General features: G+C 62.9%; 16 protein-coding genes and 2 pseudogenes. 11 read left to right on the forward strand and 7 right to left on the reverse strand.

The annotated features are described in order from the left end of the window. Positions 1 to 197: 197 nt before the first annotated feature. The 9 genes and pseudogenes from CG471_RS17985 (at position 198) to CG471_RS18025 (ending at position 10,634) form a co-directional block, all read left to right on the forward strand. Positions 198 to 1,310: an LLM class flavin-dependent oxidoreductase gene (locus CG471_RS17985; protein WP_099232771.1), complete on the forward strand. Its 1,113-nt coding sequence runs from the start codon at positions 198 to 200 to the stop codon at positions 1,308 to 1,310. Between the two features lie 61 nt (positions 1,311 to 1,371). Continuing rightward, positions 1,372 to 1,968 carry an NADPH-dependent FMN reductase gene (locus tag CG471_RS17990; protein ID WP_257211592.1) on the forward strand — a complete coding sequence of 199 codons (597 nt, stop codon included), beginning with the start codon at positions 1,372 to 1,374 and terminating at the stop codon, positions 1,966 to 1,968. After that, positions 1,956 to 4,340, forward strand: a complete 2,385-nt coding sequence (locus tag CG471_RS17995) for a glycoside hydrolase family 3 protein (RefSeq protein ID WP_099232775.1) — start codon at positions 1,956 to 1,958, stop codon at positions 4,338 to 4,340. The genes CG471_RS17990 and CG471_RS17995 overlap by 13 nt, the downstream gene beginning before the upstream one ends. Beyond that, positions 4,337 to 5,239 carry a VOC family protein gene (locus tag CG471_RS18000; RefSeq protein ID WP_099232777.1) on the forward strand — a complete coding sequence of 301 codons (903 nt, stop codon included), beginning with the start codon at positions 4,337 to 4,339 and terminating at the stop codon, positions 5,237 to 5,239. Before CG471_RS17995 ends, CG471_RS18000 begins: the two co-directional genes overlap by 4 nt. A gap of 17 nt (positions 5,240 to 5,256) precedes the next feature. Further along, positions 5,257 to 6,414 (forward strand): S9 family peptidase, encoded by a 1,158-nt coding sequence (locus tag CG471_RS18005; RefSeq protein ID WP_099232779.1) that lies wholly within the window; start codon positions 5,257 to 5,259, stop codon positions 6,412 to 6,414. After that, positions 6,411 to 7,202, forward strand: a complete 792-nt coding sequence (locus CG471_RS18010) for a cyclase family protein (RefSeq protein ID WP_099232781.1) — start codon at positions 6,411 to 6,413, stop codon at positions 7,200 to 7,202. The genes CG471_RS18005 and CG471_RS18010 overlap by 4 nt, the downstream gene beginning before the upstream one ends. A gap of 2 nt (positions 7,203 to 7,204) precedes the next feature. Continuing rightward, positions 7,205 to 8,174 (forward strand): annotated as a pseudogene (locus CG471_RS18015) (fumarylacetoacetate hydrolase family protein). A gap of 297 nt (positions 8,175 to 8,471) precedes the next feature. Continuing rightward, positions 8,472 to 9,350: a LysR family transcriptional regulator gene (locus tag CG471_RS18020; protein WP_099232783.1), complete on the forward strand. Its 879-nt coding sequence runs from the start codon at positions 8,472 to 8,474 to the stop codon at positions 9,348 to 9,350. A 102-nt stretch (positions 9,351 to 9,452) separates the two neighbouring features. Further along, complete coding sequence (locus CG471_RS18025) at positions 9,453 to 10,634, forward strand: mandelate racemase/muconate lactonizing enzyme family protein (RefSeq protein WP_099232785.1); 1,182 nt, start codon at positions 9,453 to 9,455, stop codon at positions 10,632 to 10,634. 240 nt (positions 10,635 to 10,874) lie between these two features. Here the strand turns inward: CG471_RS18025 and CG471_RS18030 are convergent, their stop codons facing one another. From CG471_RS18030 to kdgD, 6 genes are all read right to left on the reverse strand, one after another. Next, positions 10,875 to 11,774, reverse strand: a complete 900-nt coding sequence (locus CG471_RS18030) for a 2-hydroxyacid dehydrogenase (protein WP_099232796.1) — start codon at positions 11,772 to 11,774, stop codon at positions 10,875 to 10,877. Between the two features lie 16 nt (positions 11,775 to 11,790). After that, complete coding sequence (locus CG471_RS18035; RefSeq protein ID WP_180275732.1) at positions 11,791 to 13,158, reverse strand: carbohydrate porin; 1,368 nt, start codon at positions 13,156 to 13,158, stop codon at positions 11,791 to 11,793. A 108-nt stretch (positions 13,159 to 13,266) separates the two neighbouring features. Beyond that, positions 13,267 to 14,625: a glucarate dehydratase gene (gudD, locus tag CG471_RS18040; RefSeq protein WP_004207092.1), complete on the reverse strand. Its 1,359-nt coding sequence runs from the start codon at positions 14,623 to 14,625 to the stop codon at positions 13,267 to 13,269. A 9-nt stretch (positions 14,626 to 14,634) separates the two neighbouring features. Next, positions 14,635 to 16,011, reverse strand: a complete 1,377-nt coding sequence (locus CG471_RS18045) for an MFS transporter (protein ID WP_099232789.1) — start codon at positions 16,009 to 16,011, stop codon at positions 14,635 to 14,637. Positions 16,012 to 16,057: 46 nt separating this feature from the next. Next, positions 16,058 to 17,620, reverse strand: coding sequence for an aldehyde dehydrogenase (NADP(+)) (locus tag CG471_RS18050; RefSeq protein WP_099232798.1), 1,563 nt, complete (start codon positions 17,618 to 17,620; stop codon positions 16,058 to 16,060). A 22-nt stretch (positions 17,621 to 17,642) separates the two neighbouring features. Then, positions 17,643 to 18,587, reverse strand: a complete 945-nt coding sequence (gene kdgD, locus CG471_RS18055; RefSeq protein WP_004207087.1) for a 5-dehydro-4-deoxyglucarate dehydratase — start codon at positions 18,585 to 18,587, stop codon at positions 17,643 to 17,645. Between the two features lie 135 nt (positions 18,588 to 18,722). Between kdgD and CG471_RS18060 the strand changes: the two genes are divergently transcribed. Continuing rightward, the gene (locus CG471_RS18060; RefSeq protein WP_257211593.1) at positions 18,723 to 19,679 is read left to right on the forward strand and encodes a LysR family transcriptional regulator; all 957 of its coding nucleotides are present in this window, start codon (positions 18,723 to 18,725) and stop codon (positions 19,677 to 19,679) included. 244 nt (positions 19,680 to 19,923) lie between these two features. On the opposite strand, the pseudogene CG471_RS18065 reads toward CG471_RS18060, so the two are convergent. Then, positions 19,924 to 20,927: pseudogene (locus CG471_RS18065) on the reverse strand (IS30 family transposase). Positions 20,928 to 21,104: 177 nt separating this feature from the next. Here CG471_RS18065 and CG471_RS18070 point away from each other — a divergent pair. Continuing rightward, a complete protein-coding gene (locus tag CG471_RS18070; protein WP_099232793.1) occupies positions 21,105 to 21,815 on the forward strand; it encodes a TetR/AcrR family transcriptional regulator in 711 nt (236 codons plus the stop codon). Positions 21,816 to 21,939 lie beyond the last annotated feature (124 nt).

Genomic DNA, 21,939 nt, shown 5'->3' on the forward strand with positions numbered 1-21,939 from the left:
CCTGCTGGGGTACGCGACTGGCCTCCCCCGAACCAGAAATAGAATCATCCTTCGATTTCTCGGTTGACACTGAAGACATAAAGACCCTATCGATAATAAGAACATTGGTTCTAATTGAGATTCATTCTGACGGCTTTGGCCGCCAATGTAAACAAGTCGTCATATGCGCGCCCAAAGGGCAGCCATGGAGGGGAAAAATGCGCTTTTCTGTGTTTCTGAACGCTCGTTCGATGGCGCCCGACGAGGATCGCAAACTGATCCACGACCTGACCGCGCACGCGACCCAGGCAGCCGATCTGGGCTTCGATGCGATCTTCCTGCCCGACCATCATTTCAACGGTTACATGCCGGTCGCGTCCGACAGCTTCATGTTCGCCTCCTATCTGGCGGCGAAGCTGCCGCAGATGCATTTCGGCTTTTCCGTCGTTTCGGTCCCGCTCCATCACCCGGTCCGCTTCGTCGAGCGCATCAATATCCTGGACCAGCTGACCGACGGCAAGCTGCTGGTCGGCGTGGGCAGCGGCACCACGCCCGAGGAAATGATCGGCTTCGGCGTCAACTACAAGGAAGCCGGCGCCATCTCCGAGGCGAACCTCGCCATCGCCGAGCAGCTCTGGGCCAAGCAGATGGAAGACCCTGCGGTCGAGATCGACAATGGCCCGCACAAGGGCCGCGTGCTGCAGCGGATCGCGCCGGCGCAATATTCGTCCGGCCATGCCCGGCTGATGCCGGTCGCGATGAAGGAGACGAGCGCGCGCCGGGCAGCCGAAAATGCCTGGCCCGCCTTCATTCCCGCCTTCACCCCGCCGCAGATCGGCGGCACCGAGCCGATGAAGCATGTCGCCAAATATTTCGGCGTCTATCGCCAGATGCTGGATGAGGCCGGCCATTCGCAGGAAGCCATCGCCCGGGCGCTGGATTGGACCACCCACACCTATCAGGTCGTGCATGTCGCCGAAACCGACGAGCAGGCGCGCGAGGAGCTGGAAATCATCCTGCGTTCCTATCAGGACGCGATCGAACGCGAGGCCGCTTTCAACGCCCGCGCGGAATCGGATTCGGCCAACAAGAAGACCGATCGCACCCCCAATGCGCTGACCGAGGACTGGATCGGCACATGGTGCCTCTATGGCTCGCCCGAGACCGTCATCAAGCATCTCAAACCCTATGAGGAACTGGGCATCGGCAACATCCTGTGCGGCACCACCACCGGTCCGCTGACCGAGGAGCGGCTGCGCCTGGGCAACCAGACGCTGCGCCTGCTGTCGGACAAGGTCATGCCCGCCTTCAAGGCGAAGGTCGACGCCTGAACCCCAATGCACTGATGAGCGCGGCCCGCAAGAAGGCCGCGCCATTTCGAGGAGTATGGACATGTCCGGTCATCTTGGCGCCCGCCCGAAGCGGATCGTCGGCCTAGGCGGCACATTCCGCCAGGCATCTTCCAGCGAGCGGATAGTGCGTGCGGTCCTGAAGGAATGCGAGCATCTGGGCGCCGAAACGACGATGTTCGACGGCCCGGCCCTCGCCCGCCTGCCCCATTTCAATCCCGAGCATCCCGACCGCACGGCCGAGGAACATGCGCTGGTCGATGCCATCCGCACCGCCGACGGCATCGTCATCGGCAGTCCGGGCTATCATGGTGGCTATTCCGGGCTGGTGAAGAATGCGATCGACCTGCTGGAAGATCTGCGCGGCGACAGCCGGGTCTATTTCGATGGTCGTCCGGTCGGGCTGATCGTCACGGCGGCCGGCTGGCAGGCCTGCGGCACCACCCTGTCGGCGCTGCGCGATGTCATCCATGCGATGCGCGGCTGGCCGACGCCGGTCGGGGTTGCGGTCAATTCGGTCGAGCAGCGCCCCTTCGATGCCGACGGCACGTTGTGTGATGAAGGCGTCGCCAATGCGGTCCGCGCCCAGGCGCGGCAGATCATGCACTTCGCCATGGAGGGTGCCGCATGTCCGGCCTGACGATCGACCAGCAACTGGCGATGAGCGCCGGCGCCACCATGTGGACGACGGTCGGCTATGCTGAAGCGGGCATCCCTTCGCTGGCGATGGCAGACGGGCCGATGGGCATTGCCAGCGGACGCGTGGACGAACGCGACATTGCCTTGCTGACTCCCTGCCCGACCGCGCTGGGCGCCAGTTGGGACATCGACCTCAACATGCGCGTCGGCACGCTGGTCGGTGGCGAGGCGATCCGCATGGGCGTCGACATGGTCCTTGCCCCCAATGTCAATCTGGCGCGCAGCCCGCTCGCCGGCCGGGCGTTCGAATATTATTCGGAGGAGCCGCTGCTCGCCGGCCTGTTGGGCGCCGCCTGGGCCAGCGGCCTGCAAAGCACCGGCACTGCTTCAGTCGCCAAGCATCTGGTCTGCAACGACAGCGAGACCGATCGCGATCGGATGAACGCGGTGGTCAGCGAACGCACCTTGCGCGAAATCTATCTGCTCCCCTTCGAGTTGTGCGCCGAGGCCGGCGTCGGTGGCATGCTGACCGCCTATAACCGGCTGAATGGCCAATGGTGCGCCGAGCATCATCATGTGATCACGACCATCGTCAAAGGCGAGTGGCGCTTTCCCGGCGTGATGATGAGCGACTGGTTCGGCACCCATTCGACCGTCGCAACGCTGACCGCCGGACTGGACCTGGAAATGCCGGGACCAGCCCGCTTCCTGGGCGCGAAGGCGGCGGCCGCGCTGGGCGACGGACTGGTCAGCAGGCAGCGCGTGATGGATGCCGCATCGCGGGTCGCCACCGCCGCCCGCCGCTTCAAGGGTGACAAACATGTTCCGATCCAGGGCGCCGATGCCCAGGCGCTGCTGGTGGAGGCCGCAGCCGCTGGCTTCGTGATGCTGCGCAACGAACAGGCGATCCTGCCGCTTGAGCCCGGTCGCGACCGCCATATCGCCATCATCGGCCCCAATGCGGCCGCCCCCTGTTACCAGGGTGGCACCTTCGCCAAGATCGCTGTGACGCCGGATGCGGCGCGCCCGCTGGAGGCGATCCAGGCGCGCTATGCCGGCCAGGCGCGGGTCGATTATGAACCCGGCGTCGATCCTCAGCCGCGCTTGCCGTCAATGCCGGTCACGCCTGCGCGCGATCTGGGCGATGGTTATGCCCATGGCATGACGATCGACTATTATGATGGTCCGGCGGGCGACGCCCGGCTGATCCACAGCGAGACGCGCGACACCAACTCGCTGGTCTGGTTCGCCGGCGTGCATGACGACATCGCCGCACTCGACCGCCCTGCCCGCATCGTCGCGCGCGGGCTGTTCCGGGCCGAGCATGATGGCGATCACAGCTTCCATCTGGGCGCCACCGGGCCGGTGCGGATGCGTATCGATGGCGTCGACCTGCTGGTGCTGGACGAGGCCATTCCCTCGTCGGACGTGATGGGCAAGCTCAAGAGCGGCGATGCCCGTGATGCGCGCGCGTCGCTCAAGGCCGGGCAGAGCTATGCGATCGAGGTCGAGTTCCTCTGCCAGCCCGCCCGCGTCCACGGCCTATGGTATGGCATACGCCGCCCGGACACGCCCGAGGCGATGCTGGACCGTGCCGTCGCGCTGGCACAGCAGGCCGATGCCGTCATCCTGATGGTCGGTGAAACGTCGGACGCGAGCGTCGAGAGCAAGGACCGCAGCCACACCAGCCTGCCGGACAATCAACTGGCGCTGATCGATGCCGTGACCGCCGCCAATCCGCGCACCATCATCGTCGCCAATGTCGGCCATGCCTTCGACACGAGTTGGGAGGAGAAAGCGGCAGCGCTGCTGATCGCCTGGTATCCCGGCGAGGCGTTCGGCACCGCGATCGCGCAGGTTCTGGTCGGCGACCGGGAGCCGGGCGGGCGCATGCCGGTCTCGATCGCACGCAACGATGCCGACTATCCCGCCCTGGCCCTGACGCCCGACGAGAAGGGCGACCTGCGCTATGACGAGGGCCGGCGGATCGGCTATCGCGGCATGGCCGATCCGCGCCACACGCTGGGCGCCGGTTTCGGCTATGCGGACATCGCGCTGGACGATGTCGATATCGTCGCCGGCCATGACGGTGGCCTCATCGTCCGTGCCCAGATGCACAACCAGTCCGATCGCGCCGGCAGCGATGTCATCCAGATCTATCGGCGCGAGCCCGAACTGGCGCTGGTCGCCTTTGCCAAGGTCCATCTGGAACCGGGCGAGCGGCGACAACTGGCCATCCCGATCCTGCGCCGCCGCCTGCAATATTGGTGCGATGGCTGGCGCGACATCGCCGCCCCCCGCCTGTTTGCCGGCCGATCGGCCGCGGACGTCGCCTTTGACCTTTCCCTACCCGTTCCGGAGCAGACAGAATGAGCCGCGTCACCGAAATCCGCTATGTCGGCTATGCCGTGCCCGATCTGGAGGCCGAACGCGCCTTTTATGCCGACCAGTGGAAGCTGGTCGAGGCGGGCGAAAAGGATGGCATGGTCCATTTCGCAGCCGATGGCGGCGAGGAAGCCTATGTCGTGCGGCTGCGTGCCGCGGCCGACAAGCGCATCGACGTGATCGCGCTGGCGGCCGACAGCCGGGCCGATGTCGACGCCCTGCATGATCGGATCGCGGCATCGGGCGCGCGGATCATATCCGCCCCGCACGATCTCGACACGCTGGGCGGCGGCTATGGCTTCCGCTTCTTCTCGCCCGACGGCCTGCCGTTCGAGATTTCGAGCGATGTCGCCCGGCGCGCGCCCCGCGCCATCGCGCAATGGGAAGGCGTGCCGCAGCGGATCAGCCATATCGTGCTGCACTCGCCGAACCATCAGGCTCTGGTGCAGTGGTTCTGCGACGTGCTGGGCTTCAAGGTGTCGGACTGGCTGGGCGATTTCATGTGCTTCCTGCGCTGCAACGGCGCGCACCACCGCCTCGCCATCCTGCCCGGACCGCCCTGCCTCAACCATGTCGCCTATGACATGCCGAGCGTCGATGACATGATGGTCGGCATCAACCGGCTGCGGCAGAAGGGCACCGACATTCGCTGGGGACCGGGGCGCCACACGGCCGGGAACAATACGTTCAGCTACTTCACCACGCCGGCAGGCTTCGCGGTCGAATATACGTCCGAGCTGGAATATGTGGATTTCGAGCGCCATGAACCCAAGGTCCATGTGCCCGGCCCCAAGGTGATGGACCAGTGGGGCATCGGCGTCGGCGGCCCCCAGACCATGCCCCATCCCGAGCCCGACAAGGGCCTGTTCCAGGCTGTAGAAATTTGAGGGGGGAGGCATAAGCCGTGGCACTGTTCGAATATTTCCCCAACTATATCTGGAACCTGTCGGTCGCGATCGCGATGGAATCGGGCGCGCAGCTCGGCGAGATCATCGACATGTGCAAGCCGATCCGCGACGCTGCCGACAGCGGCGCCGACGCGGGCACGCCCATGTTCATGAAGGCCTGGGCTGCGATGGGCGACAAGCTGCTGGAACTGGCGGCGCAGGATGAGGCCCAGGGCCGGCTCTTCTCCGCCTCCAACAAGATGGAACGCGCCGCGCTCTATCTGATCACCGCCGAGCGGATGCAGGGCCATGGCGCGCCGGGCCGGGAGGCGACTTATGCCAAGGCACGCGCAGCCTTTGACCGGTCCACGGTATTGGGCCGGATCAATCGCGAGCGGGTCGAGATACCGCTGGCGACGGGAACAATGCCCGCCCTCTTCACCCGCGCGCCGGGCGAGGGAAGAAAGCCGGTCGTCGTCTTCTGCAACGGGCTCGATAGCTGCAAGGAACTGCTCTACTGGACGCGCCTGCCGCAGGAACTGGCGCGGCGTGGCATTTCCACGCTCTGCGTCGACCAGCCGGGCTCGGGAGAAGCGCTGCGGCTCCAGAATCTGCCCGTCGATCCGCACAGCGAAAGCTGGGCCAGCAAGGCGGTCGACTGGCTGGAACAGCAACCCGATGTCGATGGCCGGGCGATCGGCCTGACCGGCATTTCGCTGGGCGGGCATTTCGCGCCGCGCGCCGTCGCCTATGAACCGCGCTTTGCCAGCGGCGCGGTCTGGGGCGCCAACCATAATTGGCGCGAAGTGCAGGACAAGCGCATGGCGCGCGAGGGCGAAAACCCCGTCCCCCATTATTGGGCGCATGTCCATTGGGCGTTCGGGGCGAAGGATCAGGCGGACTTCCTGGCCAAATCCGAAGCAATGAACCTCAACGGCCATATGGACCGCATCAAGGTGCCCTTCCTGGTCACCCATGGCGCGCAGGATCGCCAGATCAGTGTCGATTATGCTGACGACCTCTACGACCAGCTCGTCAACTCCCCCCGCCGCGAAAAGACGATCTTCACGCCGCGCGAAGGCGGTGTCGAACATGTCGGCGCGGACAATATGGCCTATGGCCGCGACTGCATCGCCGACTGGTTCGCCGAAACGCTGGGAGGCAAGACCGCATGACCCGCCGCTTCGTCGATCTGTCGATCATGCTGTGCAACGATGTGGTCAGCGACCCGCCGTTCCTGAAGCCCGAAATCACCTATCAGACCCATGCCGACACCGCGCATGAACTGGCGATGTTCTTCCCCGGCGTCACGGCGCAGGACACGCCCGACGGCGCCGGTTTCGCGGCATCCGAATGGGTGAAGCTGACCACCCATAGCGGCACGCATCTAGACGCGCCCTATCATTTCCATCCGACCATGGACGGCCGCGACGGCGAACCGCAACGATCGATCACGATCGACGAAGTGCCGCTGGAATGGTGTTTCCAGCCCGGCGTGAAGCTCGACTTCCGCCATTTCCCCGATGGCTATGTCGTCACCGCGACCGATGTCGAAGCGGAACTGGGCCGCATCGGCCACAGCCTCCAGCCGCTCGACATCGTGCTGGTCAACACCGCCGCCGGCACGGCACTGGGCCAGCCCGACTATGTCAATCGCGGCTGCGGCATGGGATACGAGGCGACCATCTACCTGACCGAGCGGGGCGTGCGCGTCACCGGCACTGATGCCTGGTCCTGGGATGCGCCGTTCAGCTATACCGCGCAGAAGGTGAAGGAAACCGGCGACACCTCGCTGATCTGGGAAGGCCACAAGGCAGGCCGCGACATCGGCTATTGCCACCTGGAAAAGCTGCACAATTTGGAAAGCCTGCCCGGCAATGGCTTCATGGTCAGTTGCTTCCCGCACAAGATCAAGGGCGCGTCGGCCGGCTGGACCCGCGCGGTCGCAATCTTCGAGGAATAAAGATGCGCCTTGCCACCCTCCACAATGGTCAGCCGGACGGTTGTCTGGCAGTCGTCTCCCGCGATGCGCGTCGCTGCCTGCCCGCGGACGGTGTAGCAGATACGCTGCAGCAGGCGATCGAGCGATGGGACAGCGTCGAACCGGCGCTGCGCCGGCTTGCTGACCGGCTGGACCAGGGGGACGGAGAGGCGCTGGACGAAAGCCGGCTGCTCGCCCCCCTGCCCCGCGCCTGGCAATGGCTCGACGGTTCCGCTTTCCCGCAGCATGGCGAGCTGATGCAGAAGGCGTTCAACCTGCCGCCGATCGAAACCGGCCGGCCGCTGATGTATCAGGGCCTGTCCGATCGCTTCCTGTCCGGAACGCAGGATGTGCCGCTCCCCAGCGAAGCTGACGGCATCGATTTCGAAGGCGAGTTCGGCGTCATTACCGATGCCGTGCCGATGGGCACTAGCGCGCAGGACGCGCTATCCCATATCAAGCTGGTCCTGCTCATCAACGACTGGTCGCTGCGCGCGATCGCGCCGATCGAGATGAAGACCGGGTTCGGCTGGGTCCAGGCCAAGCCGGCTTGTTCAGTGGCGCCCTTTGCGGTCACGCCCGACGAACTGGGCGAGGCCTGGCAGGACGGCCGCGTCCATCTGCCACTGGAGGTTTATGTCAACGGCGCCTGGTTCGGAAATCCCCATGGCGGCGAAATGGCATTCGGCTTTCACGAGCTTGTCGCCCCATGCCGCCCGCACGCGCGATCTGGTTGCAGGCACCATCATCGGGTCGGGCACCGTGTCCAATGCCGATTATGCAACGCTCGGCTCCTGCTGCATCTCCGAACGCCGCGCGATCGAGATGATCGAGCAAGGCGAAGCAAAGACGCCTTTCCTCAAGTTCGGCGATCGGGTTTCGCTTCTCGCATTTGGAAACAACAGATTCCCTTTCGGCAGCATCAGCCAACAGATCGTCGCCGCCAATTTCTGATTCCCCAATTTTCATGCGATCCGGGTTTCTTTGATCGAACCAATTTTGTCAGGACCGGGCGTTGATGGGAGATGACTTGAATGGCCAACGTTGGTCGAAAGCTGTTGAACCGGAACGTCCGGAACTGGTCAACGAAAGTTGGCGGCTGAGTGCCCCATAAGGGTCGGAATCTCCCTCCCCGAAAGTCGGATACATAGGTTCTCGTTCAGCTCGGCCACAGCGTTGATTTTGCAATGCCGATCCCGAGTGGCGCCCAGCTTGTTGATGAGAGCGGTGCACATGTCATAAGCATTGCCGATGTTCGACCATGCTCAACTCCGTTCATTCCTGATCCTGGGGCAGCTAAGGCATTTCGGGCAAGCGGCGCGCGAATTGCTGATTACCCAACCGGCGCTGACCCGCCGGATCCAACAGTTAGAAAGCGATGTCGGCGTCCCGTTGTTCCACCGCGAAGGCCGGAGGATCACCCTGACGGCCGCAGGCATCGCATTTCTTCCCAAGGTGCAGTTACTGTTGGCCGACATGGAAGAGGCGAGACGGTCGGCGCAAAAGGCTGCCGGGACATTGGCAGGTACGATCACCGTGGGTTTCGACGGGGCCGCATCCTACACGCTCATTCCGCGCCTCATTCAACGGACGATCCGGGACTGGCCTGGAGTAGCCTTCAAATTTGTCGAGCTGAGTTCTTCGGAGCAAATGCGAGAGGTGGCGTTCCACCGACTGGATATTGGCTTCGTGCGGCCGCTCACGCACGAAGCGGACATCGTCAATCAATGCATGTTCAGCGAACCTCTGGCCCTTGCCGTGCCTGCTGGTCACCGACTGGCCGCCAAGCGCAAATTGAAAATCGCCGATTTGGACGATGAGGCGTTTGTCGGATATTCCGAGGCCGGCCTCTACTTGCGGGACCTGATCGCCGGGATGTTGGATCGTGCAGGCGCAGTGCCGCGGGTCATCCAGAGCATGAAGAGAACGCATTCCATTCTGGCGCTTGTCAGCACCGGAATGGGCGTGGCGATCGTGCCCGCAGGCAGCGCCAGCGCGTCGTTCGACAATATCGTCTTCAAGCCCTTGTCGCTCGACGAACGCGCGGAATGGCATGCCTGCCGCCATGTCCGTCCGACCAACGCGCTCACGCAGCCCTTAATCGAGCTGCTGGGGGATCTGAGTGCTTGAAATCCGATGCAATTCTTGCATCGATCCGATGAAAATTCGCGTTTGGACCGGTGGCTTTGTGCGCTTTAGCTCTTGGATCATTCGATCACAGGAGAGCCTTGCATGTTTGAAAAGCGCATCATTCCCGCCAATCCCCTGCAGGCAGGATTCCCTGCCGACGCAGCCACGCTGGACCGGATAAAGTCGGTAAAGGTCAGCCTGGCGTTCTTGCCGCTCAAGCGCCCGATCAGCGATGCCAAGGTGCTGACCGGCCGCCAGAAGCCGCTGACCGAGGTTGCGTTCCTGTTCGCCGAAATCGAAACCGAAGGCGGATATTCGGGGCTTGGCATCAGCTATTCCAAGCGAGCAGGTGGCCCTGGCCTTTACGCCCATGCGCGTGAAATTGCTGGAAATCTGATTGGCGAGGATCCCAGCGACATCGCGCGGCTTTGGACAAAACTGGCCTGGGCCGGGGCGTCGGTCGGCCGTAGCGGTCTGGCCACCCAAGCGATCGCAGCGTTCGATATCGCGCTGTGGGACATGAAGGCGAAGCGCGCCGGACTGCCGCTGGCCAAGCTGATCGGCGCCCACAAGGATACGGTCCGCTGCTACAACACATCGGGCGGTTTCCTGTCCTCACCGATCGAGGAGGTCCTGGAAAACTGCCAGGCTTCGGTTGCTTCCGGCATTGGCGGCATCAAGCTCAAGGTCGGCCAGCCCGACCCGATGGAGGATCTTCGCCGGGTTGCCGCGGTTCGCGAGCAACTGGGCGATTTTCCGCTCATGGTGGATGCGAACCAGCAATGGGACCGCCCGACTGCGCTGCGCATCGGGCGCATCATGGAACAGTTCAACCTCGTCTGGATTGAAGAGCCGCTCGACGCCTATGATGCGCAGGGCCATGCCCAGCTTGCCGCAGCCCTGGATACGCCGATCGCGTCCGGGGAGATGCTGTCATCAGCGCAGGAGCATCTCGAACTGGTGCAGCTCGATGCGGTCGATTTCATCCAGCCCGACGCGCCCCGCGTGGGCGGCATCACCCAGTTCCTCAAGATCATGACGATGGCTGAGCAGAAGCATATGAAGCTTGCGCCGCATTTCTTCATGGAACTGCATGTCCACCTTGCGGCGGCCTATCCGCATGATAGCTGGGTCGAGCATTTCGACTGGCTGGAGCCGCTTTTCAACGAGCGGCTGGAACTCAAGGATGGGCGCATGGTCGTGCCGCCGCGTCCAGGTATCGGCATTTCGCTGAGCGATCAGGCCCATGCCTGGACGGTGTCGAGCGAAACCATCACCGCCTGAACGCAAAAGGGGCTGGCTTCGTGTAAAGCCAGCCCCTTTTACACAGGCATTTCTCAATCAGGCCGTCGGCAGCCACAGGGGGGCAGCGACAAGCTGAAGGGCCTTGATGATGGCGGCAAGCATGATGAAACTCCTTGGACGGCGACAAGCCGCTTCACGGAGCGTGCATCTAGACCTGGTGGCCGCTTTCGCAACTGCGAACAAGGTTCCGCCGGTTGCGGCGGGCGCAACCATGTCTTTTCATACGGGCGTGTCCAGGGGGTCGTTTGCGAGAAAATTGGCGATATTGCGCAGGACCAGATCGGCCATCGCCACGCGTGTTTCGATCGTCGCGCTGGCCTGATGGGGCTGCAGAACAACGGTATCGAGGGCGATGAAGCGCGTGGGCACATGAGGTTCGCTTGCAAAAACATCGAGGCCAGCGCCGGCAATCCGGCCCTGTTCGAGGGCGTCGATCAGTGCGGTCTCGTCGACGGTTGAACCGCGCCCGATATTGATGAGAAAGCCATCCGGGCCCAGCGCATCCAGCACCGCGCCGTCGACCAGGCACTCGCCTCCGCCAGACGCTGCGATGATCATGGCGTCGCATTCTCGGGCCAGATCAGCTGGGCTGTCACGATAGGCATAGGGACAATCGGGCAGCGACCGGCGGTTGTGATAGGAAATATCGCAGCCAAAGCCTTCCAGCCTGCGTGCGATTGCGCCACCGATCCTGCCCAGGCCCAATATGCCTATTCGCATGCCGCTGACGCGCCGGCCCGATGGGCTGGTCCAGCCGCCCCGGCGCACCGTTGCATCATTGAGCATCGCCCGCCGGGCCGTCGACAGCAGCAGCAGGACCGCCATGTCCGCGACATCGTCTGTCAGCACGTCTGGCGTGTTCGTGACAGCTATGCCGCGCCGGCGGGCATGGTCGAGGTCGACGGCGTCCACTCCCACGCCGTGGACGGCAATCAGGCGCAAGGCCGGTAATGCATCCATGATCGATGCGTCGGCCCCTGCAACGCCGGTGGTTACCAATATGCGGGCTTCCATGCGGATCGCGTGTGGAAGCTCGTCTAGCCTGTGGATAGCATGGCGCGCCGACAGCCCCTCATGCAGCCAGGGTGACAGCGAACCATTGGTGACGACAGGGACCATGGCGGCCATTCCTTTCTCAGAAGCTGACTTGGGTTCTGGCGCCCAGCAATATGGCATTGCGTTCACCCGGATCGCCCCGCGGCTGGAAGATGAACTGGATGTCGGGTTGGATCGTGAAACCTGGCAGAACGCCGATGCCATAATAGGCTTCAGCCACATATTCGGCGGTGCGGACGGGCTGATGGCCAAGGCCGTTATCGTTGATATATCGGGCCGCATCGGTGATCCGGTCGTTCACGCGGCCGCGGCCGAATGCCAGGCCAAGCTCGTCACGCGGGCGGCCGGGTATGAGGCCGGTGTAGCTTAGGCCCATTGCGATCGCGCTGTTGTTGGGGGTGGATTGTTCAGACAGGAAGGAACCGTTGAGGAAGAGGTCGAGCCGCCCCGATCCGTCGGCGGCTGCCTTGCGGACGGTCTGGCGGGCATTGAAATAGGCGCCCCATTCATTGTGCCGGATCAGCGGCGTGCCGCCATAGACGGCGCGAAGCTGATGATCGCTGTTGAGGATAGGGTCATTCATGTCGGCGTTGGAGTAGAATAGACCAATGGCATAATTGCCGGCCTTGCCGTCGAAGCGCGGGGTATAATTGATCTCGAACGGCGCAACGATGCCCGTCGCGCCTTTCCAGCCGATATAGAAGTTGCGCTCCATATTGAGATTCTTGGGATTATATTGGTAGACCGCGCCCTTGACCGTCACGTCCTTGCGCACGGCATATTGCAACCTTGCGGCCCACATGCTGACCGGGCTGGTGGGCCAGATGGTCGAGTTGGAACGTGTGTTCTCGCCAAGGCAGAAATAGCCGCTGATGAAGTCGCAGCGGCCCGGATTGAAATCCTCGTTGAGGAACATGCGGCCAAGTTTCACGTCGAGCTTGCCGATCTTCGTGCGATACCAGAGCTGGCTGATGCGAAAGGTTTCGCCGCGCCCCTGGATCGACATGGGATTGACCAGGGCATTGATGCCGCTTTTCTGGTTGAAGCTCTCACCATAGCGCTTGACGATGCCCAGTTGGAATGTCCCCGGCAGGTCGGCGATCTTGTCGAGGTCGAAGCGCAGGCCTGCGACGAACTGCCCCGCGTTCATGAACTTTGATTGGGTGCCGCCGCGGACATTGGTGACGGTGTGAGCGGTGTAGACCAGGCTCGGTGTGATGCCGGCATCGACAAGCGTGCTGCGCAGGCCACCCCAGTCGCCCAATAGCCGGCCGCGACCGCCGCCGTCCTCGCCGCCGCCTTCACTCGCCGCTCGCGGCTTTTCGGGCGGCGCCGGCAATGTCGGGGAGGAAGTTGCGGCGGGTTGCGGCGGGACATCCTTCGCTTCAGTGGCGGCTTCCGCCGCGCCTGCGCCCATCAGGAGCAGGGGGATAAGGGAAATGCTCATAAACCTCTCCGCCGCGCCTCTTGCGGCCATGCATCCCCGTCCACCCGGATCGCATTGGATCCGGGCGCGGGATTGTCTTTCTTGTGGAGGCTGCTGGCTGGACCCGCCTTAGCGGACCAGGCAGGGCTTCTTGTTGTCAAAGGTCCAGTTCGGGACCAGATATTGCATCGCCATCGCGTCGTCGCGCGCGCCCAGGCCATATTTTTTGTAGAGTTGATGGGCTGCCTCGACCGCATCCATGTCGAGTTCGATCCCGAGGCCGGGTCGTTCGGGAACAGCAACCAAGCCACCCTCGATCTTGAGGGGCTCCCGGGTCAGGTTCTGGCCGTCCTGCCAGATCCAGTGCGTGTCGATCGCCGTCACCTTGCCGGGCGCTGCTGCGCCGACATGGGTGAACATGGCGAGCGAGATGTCGAAATGATTGTTGGAGTGCGACCCCCAGGTCAGGCCCCAGTCGCGGCAGGTTTGCGCGACCCGGACCGAGCCCTGCATCGTCCAGAAGTGTGGATCGGCAAGCGGAATGTCGACCGACTGGAGCGCCAGAGCATGCGCCATCTGCCGCCAATCGGTCGCGATCATGTTGGTTGCCGTGGGCAGGCCGGTTGCGCGGCGGAATTCGGCCATGATTTCGCGACCCGAATAGCCATTTTCGGCGCCGCAAGGGTCTTCCGCATAGGCCAGCACATCGCCGCGTCCCTTGCAAAGGCGGACTGCCTCTTCCAGGCTCCAGGCGCCGTTGGGATCCAGCGTCACCCGGGCATCGGGGAACCGGCGAGCGATGGCGGTCACTGCTTCGATTTCCTCGTCGCCGGACAGGACCCCGCCCTTCAGCTTGAAGTCCTTGAAGCCATAGCGCTCATAGGCGGCCTCAGCGAAGCGACGGATGCTCTCGGGGGTCAGGGCCTCTTCATGGCGCAGTCGCGTCCAGTCGTCAGTGGCGCCTGATCCGTCGCCATAGGGCAGATCGGTCTTGTTGCGATCGCCCACGAAGAAGAGATAGCCCAGCATCTCGACCTTGTCGCGCTGTTGCCCTTCGCCGAGCAGGGCGGCAACCGGGACGCCCAGATGCTGGCCAAGAAGGTCGAGCATCGCGCTTTCGACGGCGGTCACGGCATGAATGGTCGTGCGCAGGTCAAAGGTTTGCAGGCCACGGCCGCCTGAATCCCGGTCGGCAAAGGTCGTGCGCATGACGTTGAGTATATTGGCATAGGTGCCGATACCCTTGCCCACGATCAGTTCGCGGGCATCCTCCAGCGTCTGGCGAATTTTCTCGCCGCCCGGAACTTCGCCAACGCCGCTATTGCCGGCATTGTCGGTCAGGATCACGATGTTGCGGGTGAAGAAGGGGGCATGGGCGCCGGAAAGGTTCAGCAGCATGCTGTCGCGCCCGGCGACGGGGATCACCTTCATGTCGGTGACGACAGGGGCGCCGCTGAAGGTGTGAGCGGGGAAAATTGTGTCAAGCATGGTCATCTCTCAGGCGTGCTTTGCAGAGGGAAGGGAAGCGTCGCTCGCCTTCTGTTCCGGCAGGGTTACGGTGAAGCGCTTGATCGGTCCGACGATGAACAGATAGCTCACGATCGCCATGATCGAATGCGCGGCGACGAAAACAAGGGCCAGGTCAAAAGACCCGGTGGCGTCGAGAATATAGCCGATGACGATCGGCGTGGTGATGCCGGCGATATTGCCGAACATGTTGAAGATGCCTGCGGCCAGCCCCGTGACGGCCCGCGGCGCTGCGTCCGACATGATCGCCCAGCCCAGTGCGCCGACGCCCTTGCCGAAGAAGGACAGGGCCATGAGACCGATGACGAGGGTCAGGTTGTCGGTGAAGTTGCACAGGACGATCGACGTGGCGCAGGCCATGCCCAGAACAACCGGCAGCTTGCGTGCAAAGGTCACGCTCTTGCCGCTGGCGACGAGCCGGTCGGACAGCACGCCGCCGATCACGCCGCCGACAACGCCGGCAATGGCGGGGATGGCTGCACCGAAACCGGCCGCTGTGTAGGAGAGGCCACGCCCCTGCACAAGATAGACCGGGAACCAGGTCGAGAAGAAGAAGGTCAGCGCCGTGATGCAATATTGGCCGATATAGATGCCCATGAGCATGCGGTTGGTCAGCAACTGGCCGACGATGTTCCAGCTGAAAGGCTGTTTGGGCGCCGTGGCGGCGGCATCGAGCTGAACCTGCGCACCATTGGCTTCGATAAAGTCGAACTCCGTCCTGGTAATGCGCGGATGGCGTGCCGGCGCATGGACGACGGTTGCAAAGATCAGCGCGCCTACGAAACCCACGCTGCCCATCACGAAGAAGACATAGTGCCAGCTATAGGTGTCGACGATCCAGCCCATTAGTGGTGCGAAGAAGATCAGGGCTGCATATTGGGCTGTGTTGAAGATCGCGCTTGCCGTGCCGCGCTCGCGGTCGGGGAACCAGGCGGCAACAAGGCGGGCGTTGGCGGGGAAAGAGGGAGCCTCGGCCGCACCAAGGGCAAGGCGCAGGATGAAGAGCGCGATCACGGCGGAGCCGGGGGCGAGATAGGAAGCGAAACCAGAAGCGAAGGTGCAGGTCGACCAGCCCAGGATCGCGAATATATACATTTTGCGAGATCCGAAGCGATCGAGCAGCGCGCCGCCGGGGATTTGTGCGACCACATAGCTCCAGGCAAAGGCGGAGAAGATATAGCCCAGCTCCGTCGAGGTGATGCCCAGCTCACCCTTCAGGGCCGGACCCGCAATCGACATGGCCGATCGATCCGCGAAGTTGATTGTCGTCAGCAGAAACAGCATGGCGACGATCCAGTAGCGGACATGGCTGTTGCCAGGCCGTGTGGGACGTGAACTCTTTTCCATTTGCCTCTCCATTATGCCTCTATGCGCCCGTCCTTGTCGCGGGCGTTCAGTCCCGGCCCATCATTCCGTCCGACATCCGCCACAGTCCGAGCGGATTGTCGGCGCGCAGCGCTTCTGGAAGCAGGGATTGCGGCATGTCTTGATAACAGACCGGACGCAGGAAACGCCGGATCGCCAGCGTGCCGACCGATGTGGTTCGACTGTCGGACGTCGCCGGGAAGGGGCCGCCATGCACCATCGCATGGCTCACTTCGACACCGGTGCCGAAACCATTGACGAGGATGCGTCCTGCCTTTTCCTCCATCACCGGCAGCAGGGTTGCGACCGCATCATGATCGCTTTCCTCCATGTGGATGGAAATGGTCAGTTGGCTTTCAAGATCCACAAGCAGGTCGCGCAACTGATCGACATCGCGAACGCGCGTCATGAGCGAGGTCGCGCCGAAAATCTCGTGCAGCAGCCCAGGCTCTGAGCCGATGCTGTCGGCCTTGACCTCGAACAGCCCGGTCCTTGCCTGGTTGGGGCCGGTCGGCGGCGCCCCGCGAACCAGCGTCGTCACATCCTCATGCCCTGCCAGAGCCTCCACGCCCCTGTCATAGGCGGCGTGGATCGACGGGGTCAGCATGGTCTGTGCGGCCGCACCATCGATAGCTGCGCAGGCGCCCTTCACGAAATTCGCGACATCAGGCGTATCGATTGCGATGACAAAGCCCGGATTGGTGCAGAACTGGCCAGCGCCCAGTTGCAGCGCGCCCGCAAAGCTCTTGCCGATTTCCTCGCCCCGCGCAGCGAGCGCTCCGGGGAAAAGCAGGACGGGATTGATGCTCGACATTTCGGCATAGACGGGGATCGGCTCTTTCCGCGCGGCCGCGATCTGCATCAGGGCGACACCGCCGCCGCGCGATCCGGTAAATCCCACGGCCTTGATCCGTGGATCGGCGACCAGGGCGGCGCCGACACCCCCGCCAGTGCCGAACAGCATCGAGAAAACGCCTTCAGGCATGCCAGATGCCTCGATGGCAGTGCGAATGGCCGAGGCGACCAGCGCCGAGGTGCCCGGATGGGCCGAATGGGCCTTGACCACTACCGGGCAGCCGGCCGCCAGGGCGGATGCCGTGTCACCGCCGGCGACGGAAAAGGCGAGCGGGAAGTTGGAGGCGCCAAACACGGCCACCGGGCCGATGGCAATGTTGCGCAGGCGCAGGTCCGCGCGCGCCATCGGCAGGCGATCGGGCTGTCCCGGGTCGATGCGGACATCGAGGAAATCACCGGCGCGCACTACCTGGGCGAAAAGGCGCAACTGGCCACAGGTCCGGCCGCGTTCGCCTTCAAGCCGCGCTCGGGGCAGGCCGCTTTCGGCCATAACCCGTTCGATCAGCGCATCGGCGAGCGCCAAGATCTCATCGGCAATCGACTCCAGGAAGCGCGCCCGCACTTCCAGCGATGTCTCACGATAAGTGGGGAACGCCTCTGCCGCGAGGGCGCAGGCACGCGCGACATCGGACGGGGTGGCCCCGGCAAAGCCGGGGTCCATGTTCTCGCCGGTCGCCGGGTTGACGGCGTGGATCATCGGACCGGTGCCATGGAAGGCGCCGGCGCCGATGATCATCTCACCGGTCGGATGTCCCGCTTCAAGCAGCACGGCGCGCCTCGACGAAGGGGGCGTTGGCCTTTGCGATCAGGGCATCCAGTTCGGCCTGTTCGGCTTCGTTGAGATCGACCAGCGGCAGTCGCACCGGGCCGGCCGGCCGGCCGACGGACTTCAATCCCGCCTTGACGATCGAGACGGCATAGCCGCGCTGCTTGTCGCGGATATTGAGATAGGGGAAGACGAATTCATTGAGCATGCGGACGGCCGTCGCATTGTCCTTCGCGCGGACCGCCTTGTAGAAGGCCACCGCCCATTCCGGCATGAAATTGTAGATGGCCGAGGAATAGGTCGTCACACCCATTTCCAGATAGGGCATGGCGAAGGTTTCGGCCGTAGGCAGGCCGCCGACATAGGTAAGCCGGTCGCCGAGCTTGGCATAGACCTTCATCATCAGTTCGAGATCGCCGACGCCATCCTTGAAACCGACGAGATTGGGGCAGCGGTCCGCAACCCTTGCCAGGGCATCCTCGCGGATGATCGCATTGGCGCGGTTATAATGGATGACGCCGATCGAAACCGACTTGCAGACCGCCTCGATATGGGCAGCCACGCCTTCCTGCGGCGTCTCGGTGAGATAGGGGGGCAGAAGCAGGATGCCGTCGGCGCCCGCCCGTTCGGCAGCCTGGGCCAACTCGATGGCCGTCTGCGTGCCATAGCCGGCGCCAGCGATCACCGGCACCTTGCCAGCTGTTTCTTCCACGGACGCACGCACGACCTGATCGACCTCGGATGGCGTTAGCGAGAAGAACTCGCCGGTACCACCAGCGGCGAACAGGGCGGCGACCTCATGGTCGAGCATCCAGGCGCAATGATCGCGGAAAGCCTTCTCGTCGACCCGGTTCTCGGCATCGAAATGGGTTACCGGGAAAGTCAGCAGGCCAGCGCCGATCGTCCGGGCCATTTCTTGCGGGGTCATTTTGCTCATCGGGAAATCCTTCTTCATTCGGTCGAGGTCTGGTCGGTCCCGGCAGTCGAAGAAGACGGATGTCGCATGATCCTCGTCCCGTTCGGCTGCCGACTTGCGTGTCTGGCTTGGGACATGGGCTAGCGCCTGGCATCGATGTTGGCTAAGCTAAAGATTGTTGTCAGCGATACAGGTTTTGAATTGATGTTTGAGATGAGCCAGCTTCGGTGCTTCGTCGCGGTCGCCGAACATCTGCATTTTGGCCAGGCCGCGCAGCATCTGAACATGACCCAGCCACCGCTCAGCCGGCAGATCCAATTGCTGGAGCGCGAGGTGGGGGTACCGCTGCTCGAACGAAACAGCAGAGCGGTCAGGTTGACCCCGGCCGGACGTGTTTTCCTGCCCGAAGCGCAGCGTATTCTTCGTCTCAGCGAGAGTGCGATGCGATGGACGCAAAGGGTCTGGCGCGGCGAAGCCGGCACGTTGCGGATTGGTTTCACCGCAGCTTCGGGCTATGGGATGCTACCCGACCTCATGCTGAAATTGAAGGCGCTCATGCCTGACGTGGACATCGTTCTGCGAGAAATGGTGTCGGCTGCGCAGATCGAAGCGCTGAACAGCGGCATTCTCGACATCGGCTTTATTCGCCCGCCGGTCGACACACGCCGCTTCGCCTTTCGGGAATATCTGTCCGAACCGTTGATCGCGGCACTGCCTGCAGGACACCGCCTCCTGGAGAAATCAGACATTGCGCTGGCCGACCTCGATGAGCAGCCTTTCATCATGTATTCGCCCGACGCCGCGCGCTATTTCCACGACATACTGACGGCTCTTTTCGATCAGGCCCAGATTGCGCCGCGCATCGCGCATCAGGTTGGCCAGATGCATTCGATGCTGGCCCTTGTCGATGCGGGCTTCGGCATGGCTCTGGTTCCGGAGGTGGCGGCACGCCTGCGTTTTCCGAACGTTGTCTTCCGGCCGATGCCTTCGATTACAGAGTGGCCCGCCAAGCTGAACCTGATCTGGCGACCCGATAATGAAAACCCCGCGCTTGCACGCTTTGTCGAAAGCATAGATGGAATTCGGCTAGACGCTAATCTACCGATTTTTTGATGGAATTTGTATTTCATTATTTTCTGATGTGGAAAAATAGCAGGAATGATCTGCCCACCCGCATTGCAGGAGGTCTTATTCTTTCAAATTTGCTCGGAAGCCTGTTGTCCTGATGCATCCAGCATGGAAAAGCAGACAGGCTGCACTTGGAAATCGAAGATCTGTGGTTGAGCGTCCCGAATGGGTCGCTAGTGGAAAATACTTCTGCCTTTCATTCAGAAAGCGTCTGGTTTCTACGGTGGGTTCAACGGGTGGCGGCAACACATGCTTGGAAACGCTCTGCGGGTGTTTGGTATTCGAGCGTTTTGCTTGGCCGTTCGTTGAGTTGCCGCGCAACGGCACTCAGCTTGGCCTGGCTGTATAGCGACAGATCAGTTCCTCTGGGGAAATATTGTCGCAGCAGGCGGTTGGTGTTTTCGTTGGCGCCACGCTGCCAGGGCGATTGCGGATCGCAGAAATAGACTTCGACATCGGTAGCCAGTGAGAGGCGCGGATGATCGGCCAGTTCCTTGCCGCGGTCCTAGGTGAGCGACTTGTAGAGTTCGCGCGGCAGGCGCTGCGTCTGCCTGATCAGCGCCGACACGACGCTCCTCGTATCCTTGTTGGCGACCTTGACCAGCATCACATAGCGCGAATGCCGTTCGACCAGCGTTGCGATGTAGCTGTTCTTCGTACCTCCGATCAGATCGCCTTCCCAGTGGCCGGGAATGGCGCGGTCCTCGACCTGCGGATGGTGCGCCGGGCGCGCAGATGCTCCAGCAGTCCCTTCTTCAGAACCCCGCGTGCCTGTATGTACAGGCTTCTGTAGATGGTCTCTTGCGACACCTGCCTGTGCGGCTCCTTGGGAAAGCTGCGCCTGAGCCACCCCGCAATCTGTTCCGGTGACCATTTGCGGCGCAGCTTGGCCGATACTGCCTGTGCCAGCGACGGCGAGCGAGCCAGCTTGCAGGGTTTGGACCGCAAGGCACGGTCCCATGCCGCCTGATCGGACGCCGTCGCCCGCTACCGTGCAACACCGCCATTACGCCTGACTTCGCGACTGATCGTCGAGGGCGAGCGACCCAGTTGCCGTGCTATCGCACGCAAGGGTTCACTGACGCTCAGGCGCCGGGATATCTCCTCCCGCTCGGCAAGGCTCAGCGCACGACTGCCACGCTTGCGATCGGCGGGCCGGATGCCGCCGGTCGGCGAAATCACCGAAAATGCCGACGATGACTCTCGATCAAAGCTTCGCCCGATCGAACTCATCGCTTCCCCGCGCTGCCAGCGATCTCATATCTCCGCTCGCTGGCTGACCGTGTAATAGATCCGACGACGCTGCTTCATCGCGACACTCCATCTTCCTCAAAAGATTAAAGTGTTGCCGCCACCCGTTGATCCCACCAGCTTCATCCATCAATAATTTGCTCGGAAAATTGCCGGGAGATGATTGCCTTGCCAGAGTTGAGCGCCGCCAGGAAGCGGGTGCGTCATGCAGAGCCGCCGATGGTGCGGCTCGTCCGTGCCGCCGAAACATTGTTCGCGGCGCGCGGCATCGATGCCGTGTCGATGCGCGAGATTGCCACGGCCGCCCGCTGTGGCGACACCAATGCCGTCACCTATTATTTCGGATCGAAGGATGGGCTGCTCGCCGCCGTCTTCGGCGCCCGTGTGGAGCAGATGGATCCGGTGCGCGGACGGATGCTGGCGCAGGCGGAAGCGAACGGTCATCTGGGCGATCCGATGGCATTGCTGGGTATGTTGCTGTTGCCGCAGCTTGACCTGAAGGATGAAGCAGGCGCCCATCCCTATGCCCATTTCCTGCTGCATTTCGCGACCCAATATTGGTCGCTGACCTCCAGCCTGTTCGCGGCGGTCGAAGACAGGGCGCAGAACCTGTTCCGGGTGATCGGCCATCTGCGCGCGCTGATGGAGGGAGTGCATCCCGACGTCGCGCGCAACCGTATCCTGCTCTGCAACATGATGCTGCAGAGCCTGCTGGTCCGTTGGGACCATATGCCGCCCGAGGATCGCACCGTGCCGCTGGAGGCGCATGTCCGCGACGTGATGATGAGCGCACGCGCCAGCCTGCTGGCCCCGCCGGGCGAAGCCGAACTGCCGGTGTCGGTGGAGGCCTGGCTGGCGCGCTATTGCTAGGCCGTAAACTCATAAAAAGCCTTGAGGATTGGCGATTGGCGTGATTCAGAGGCCTCCAGAGTTGGAGGGCTTGATGGCACGGCGGCGGTACGAACTGACAGATCGGGAATGGGCGATTATCGAG

Source organism: Sphingobium sp. IP1, assembly GCF_002708645.1.
GTDB lineage: Bacteria > Pseudomonadota > Alphaproteobacteria > Sphingomonadales > Sphingomonadaceae > Sphingobium > Sphingobium yanoikuyae.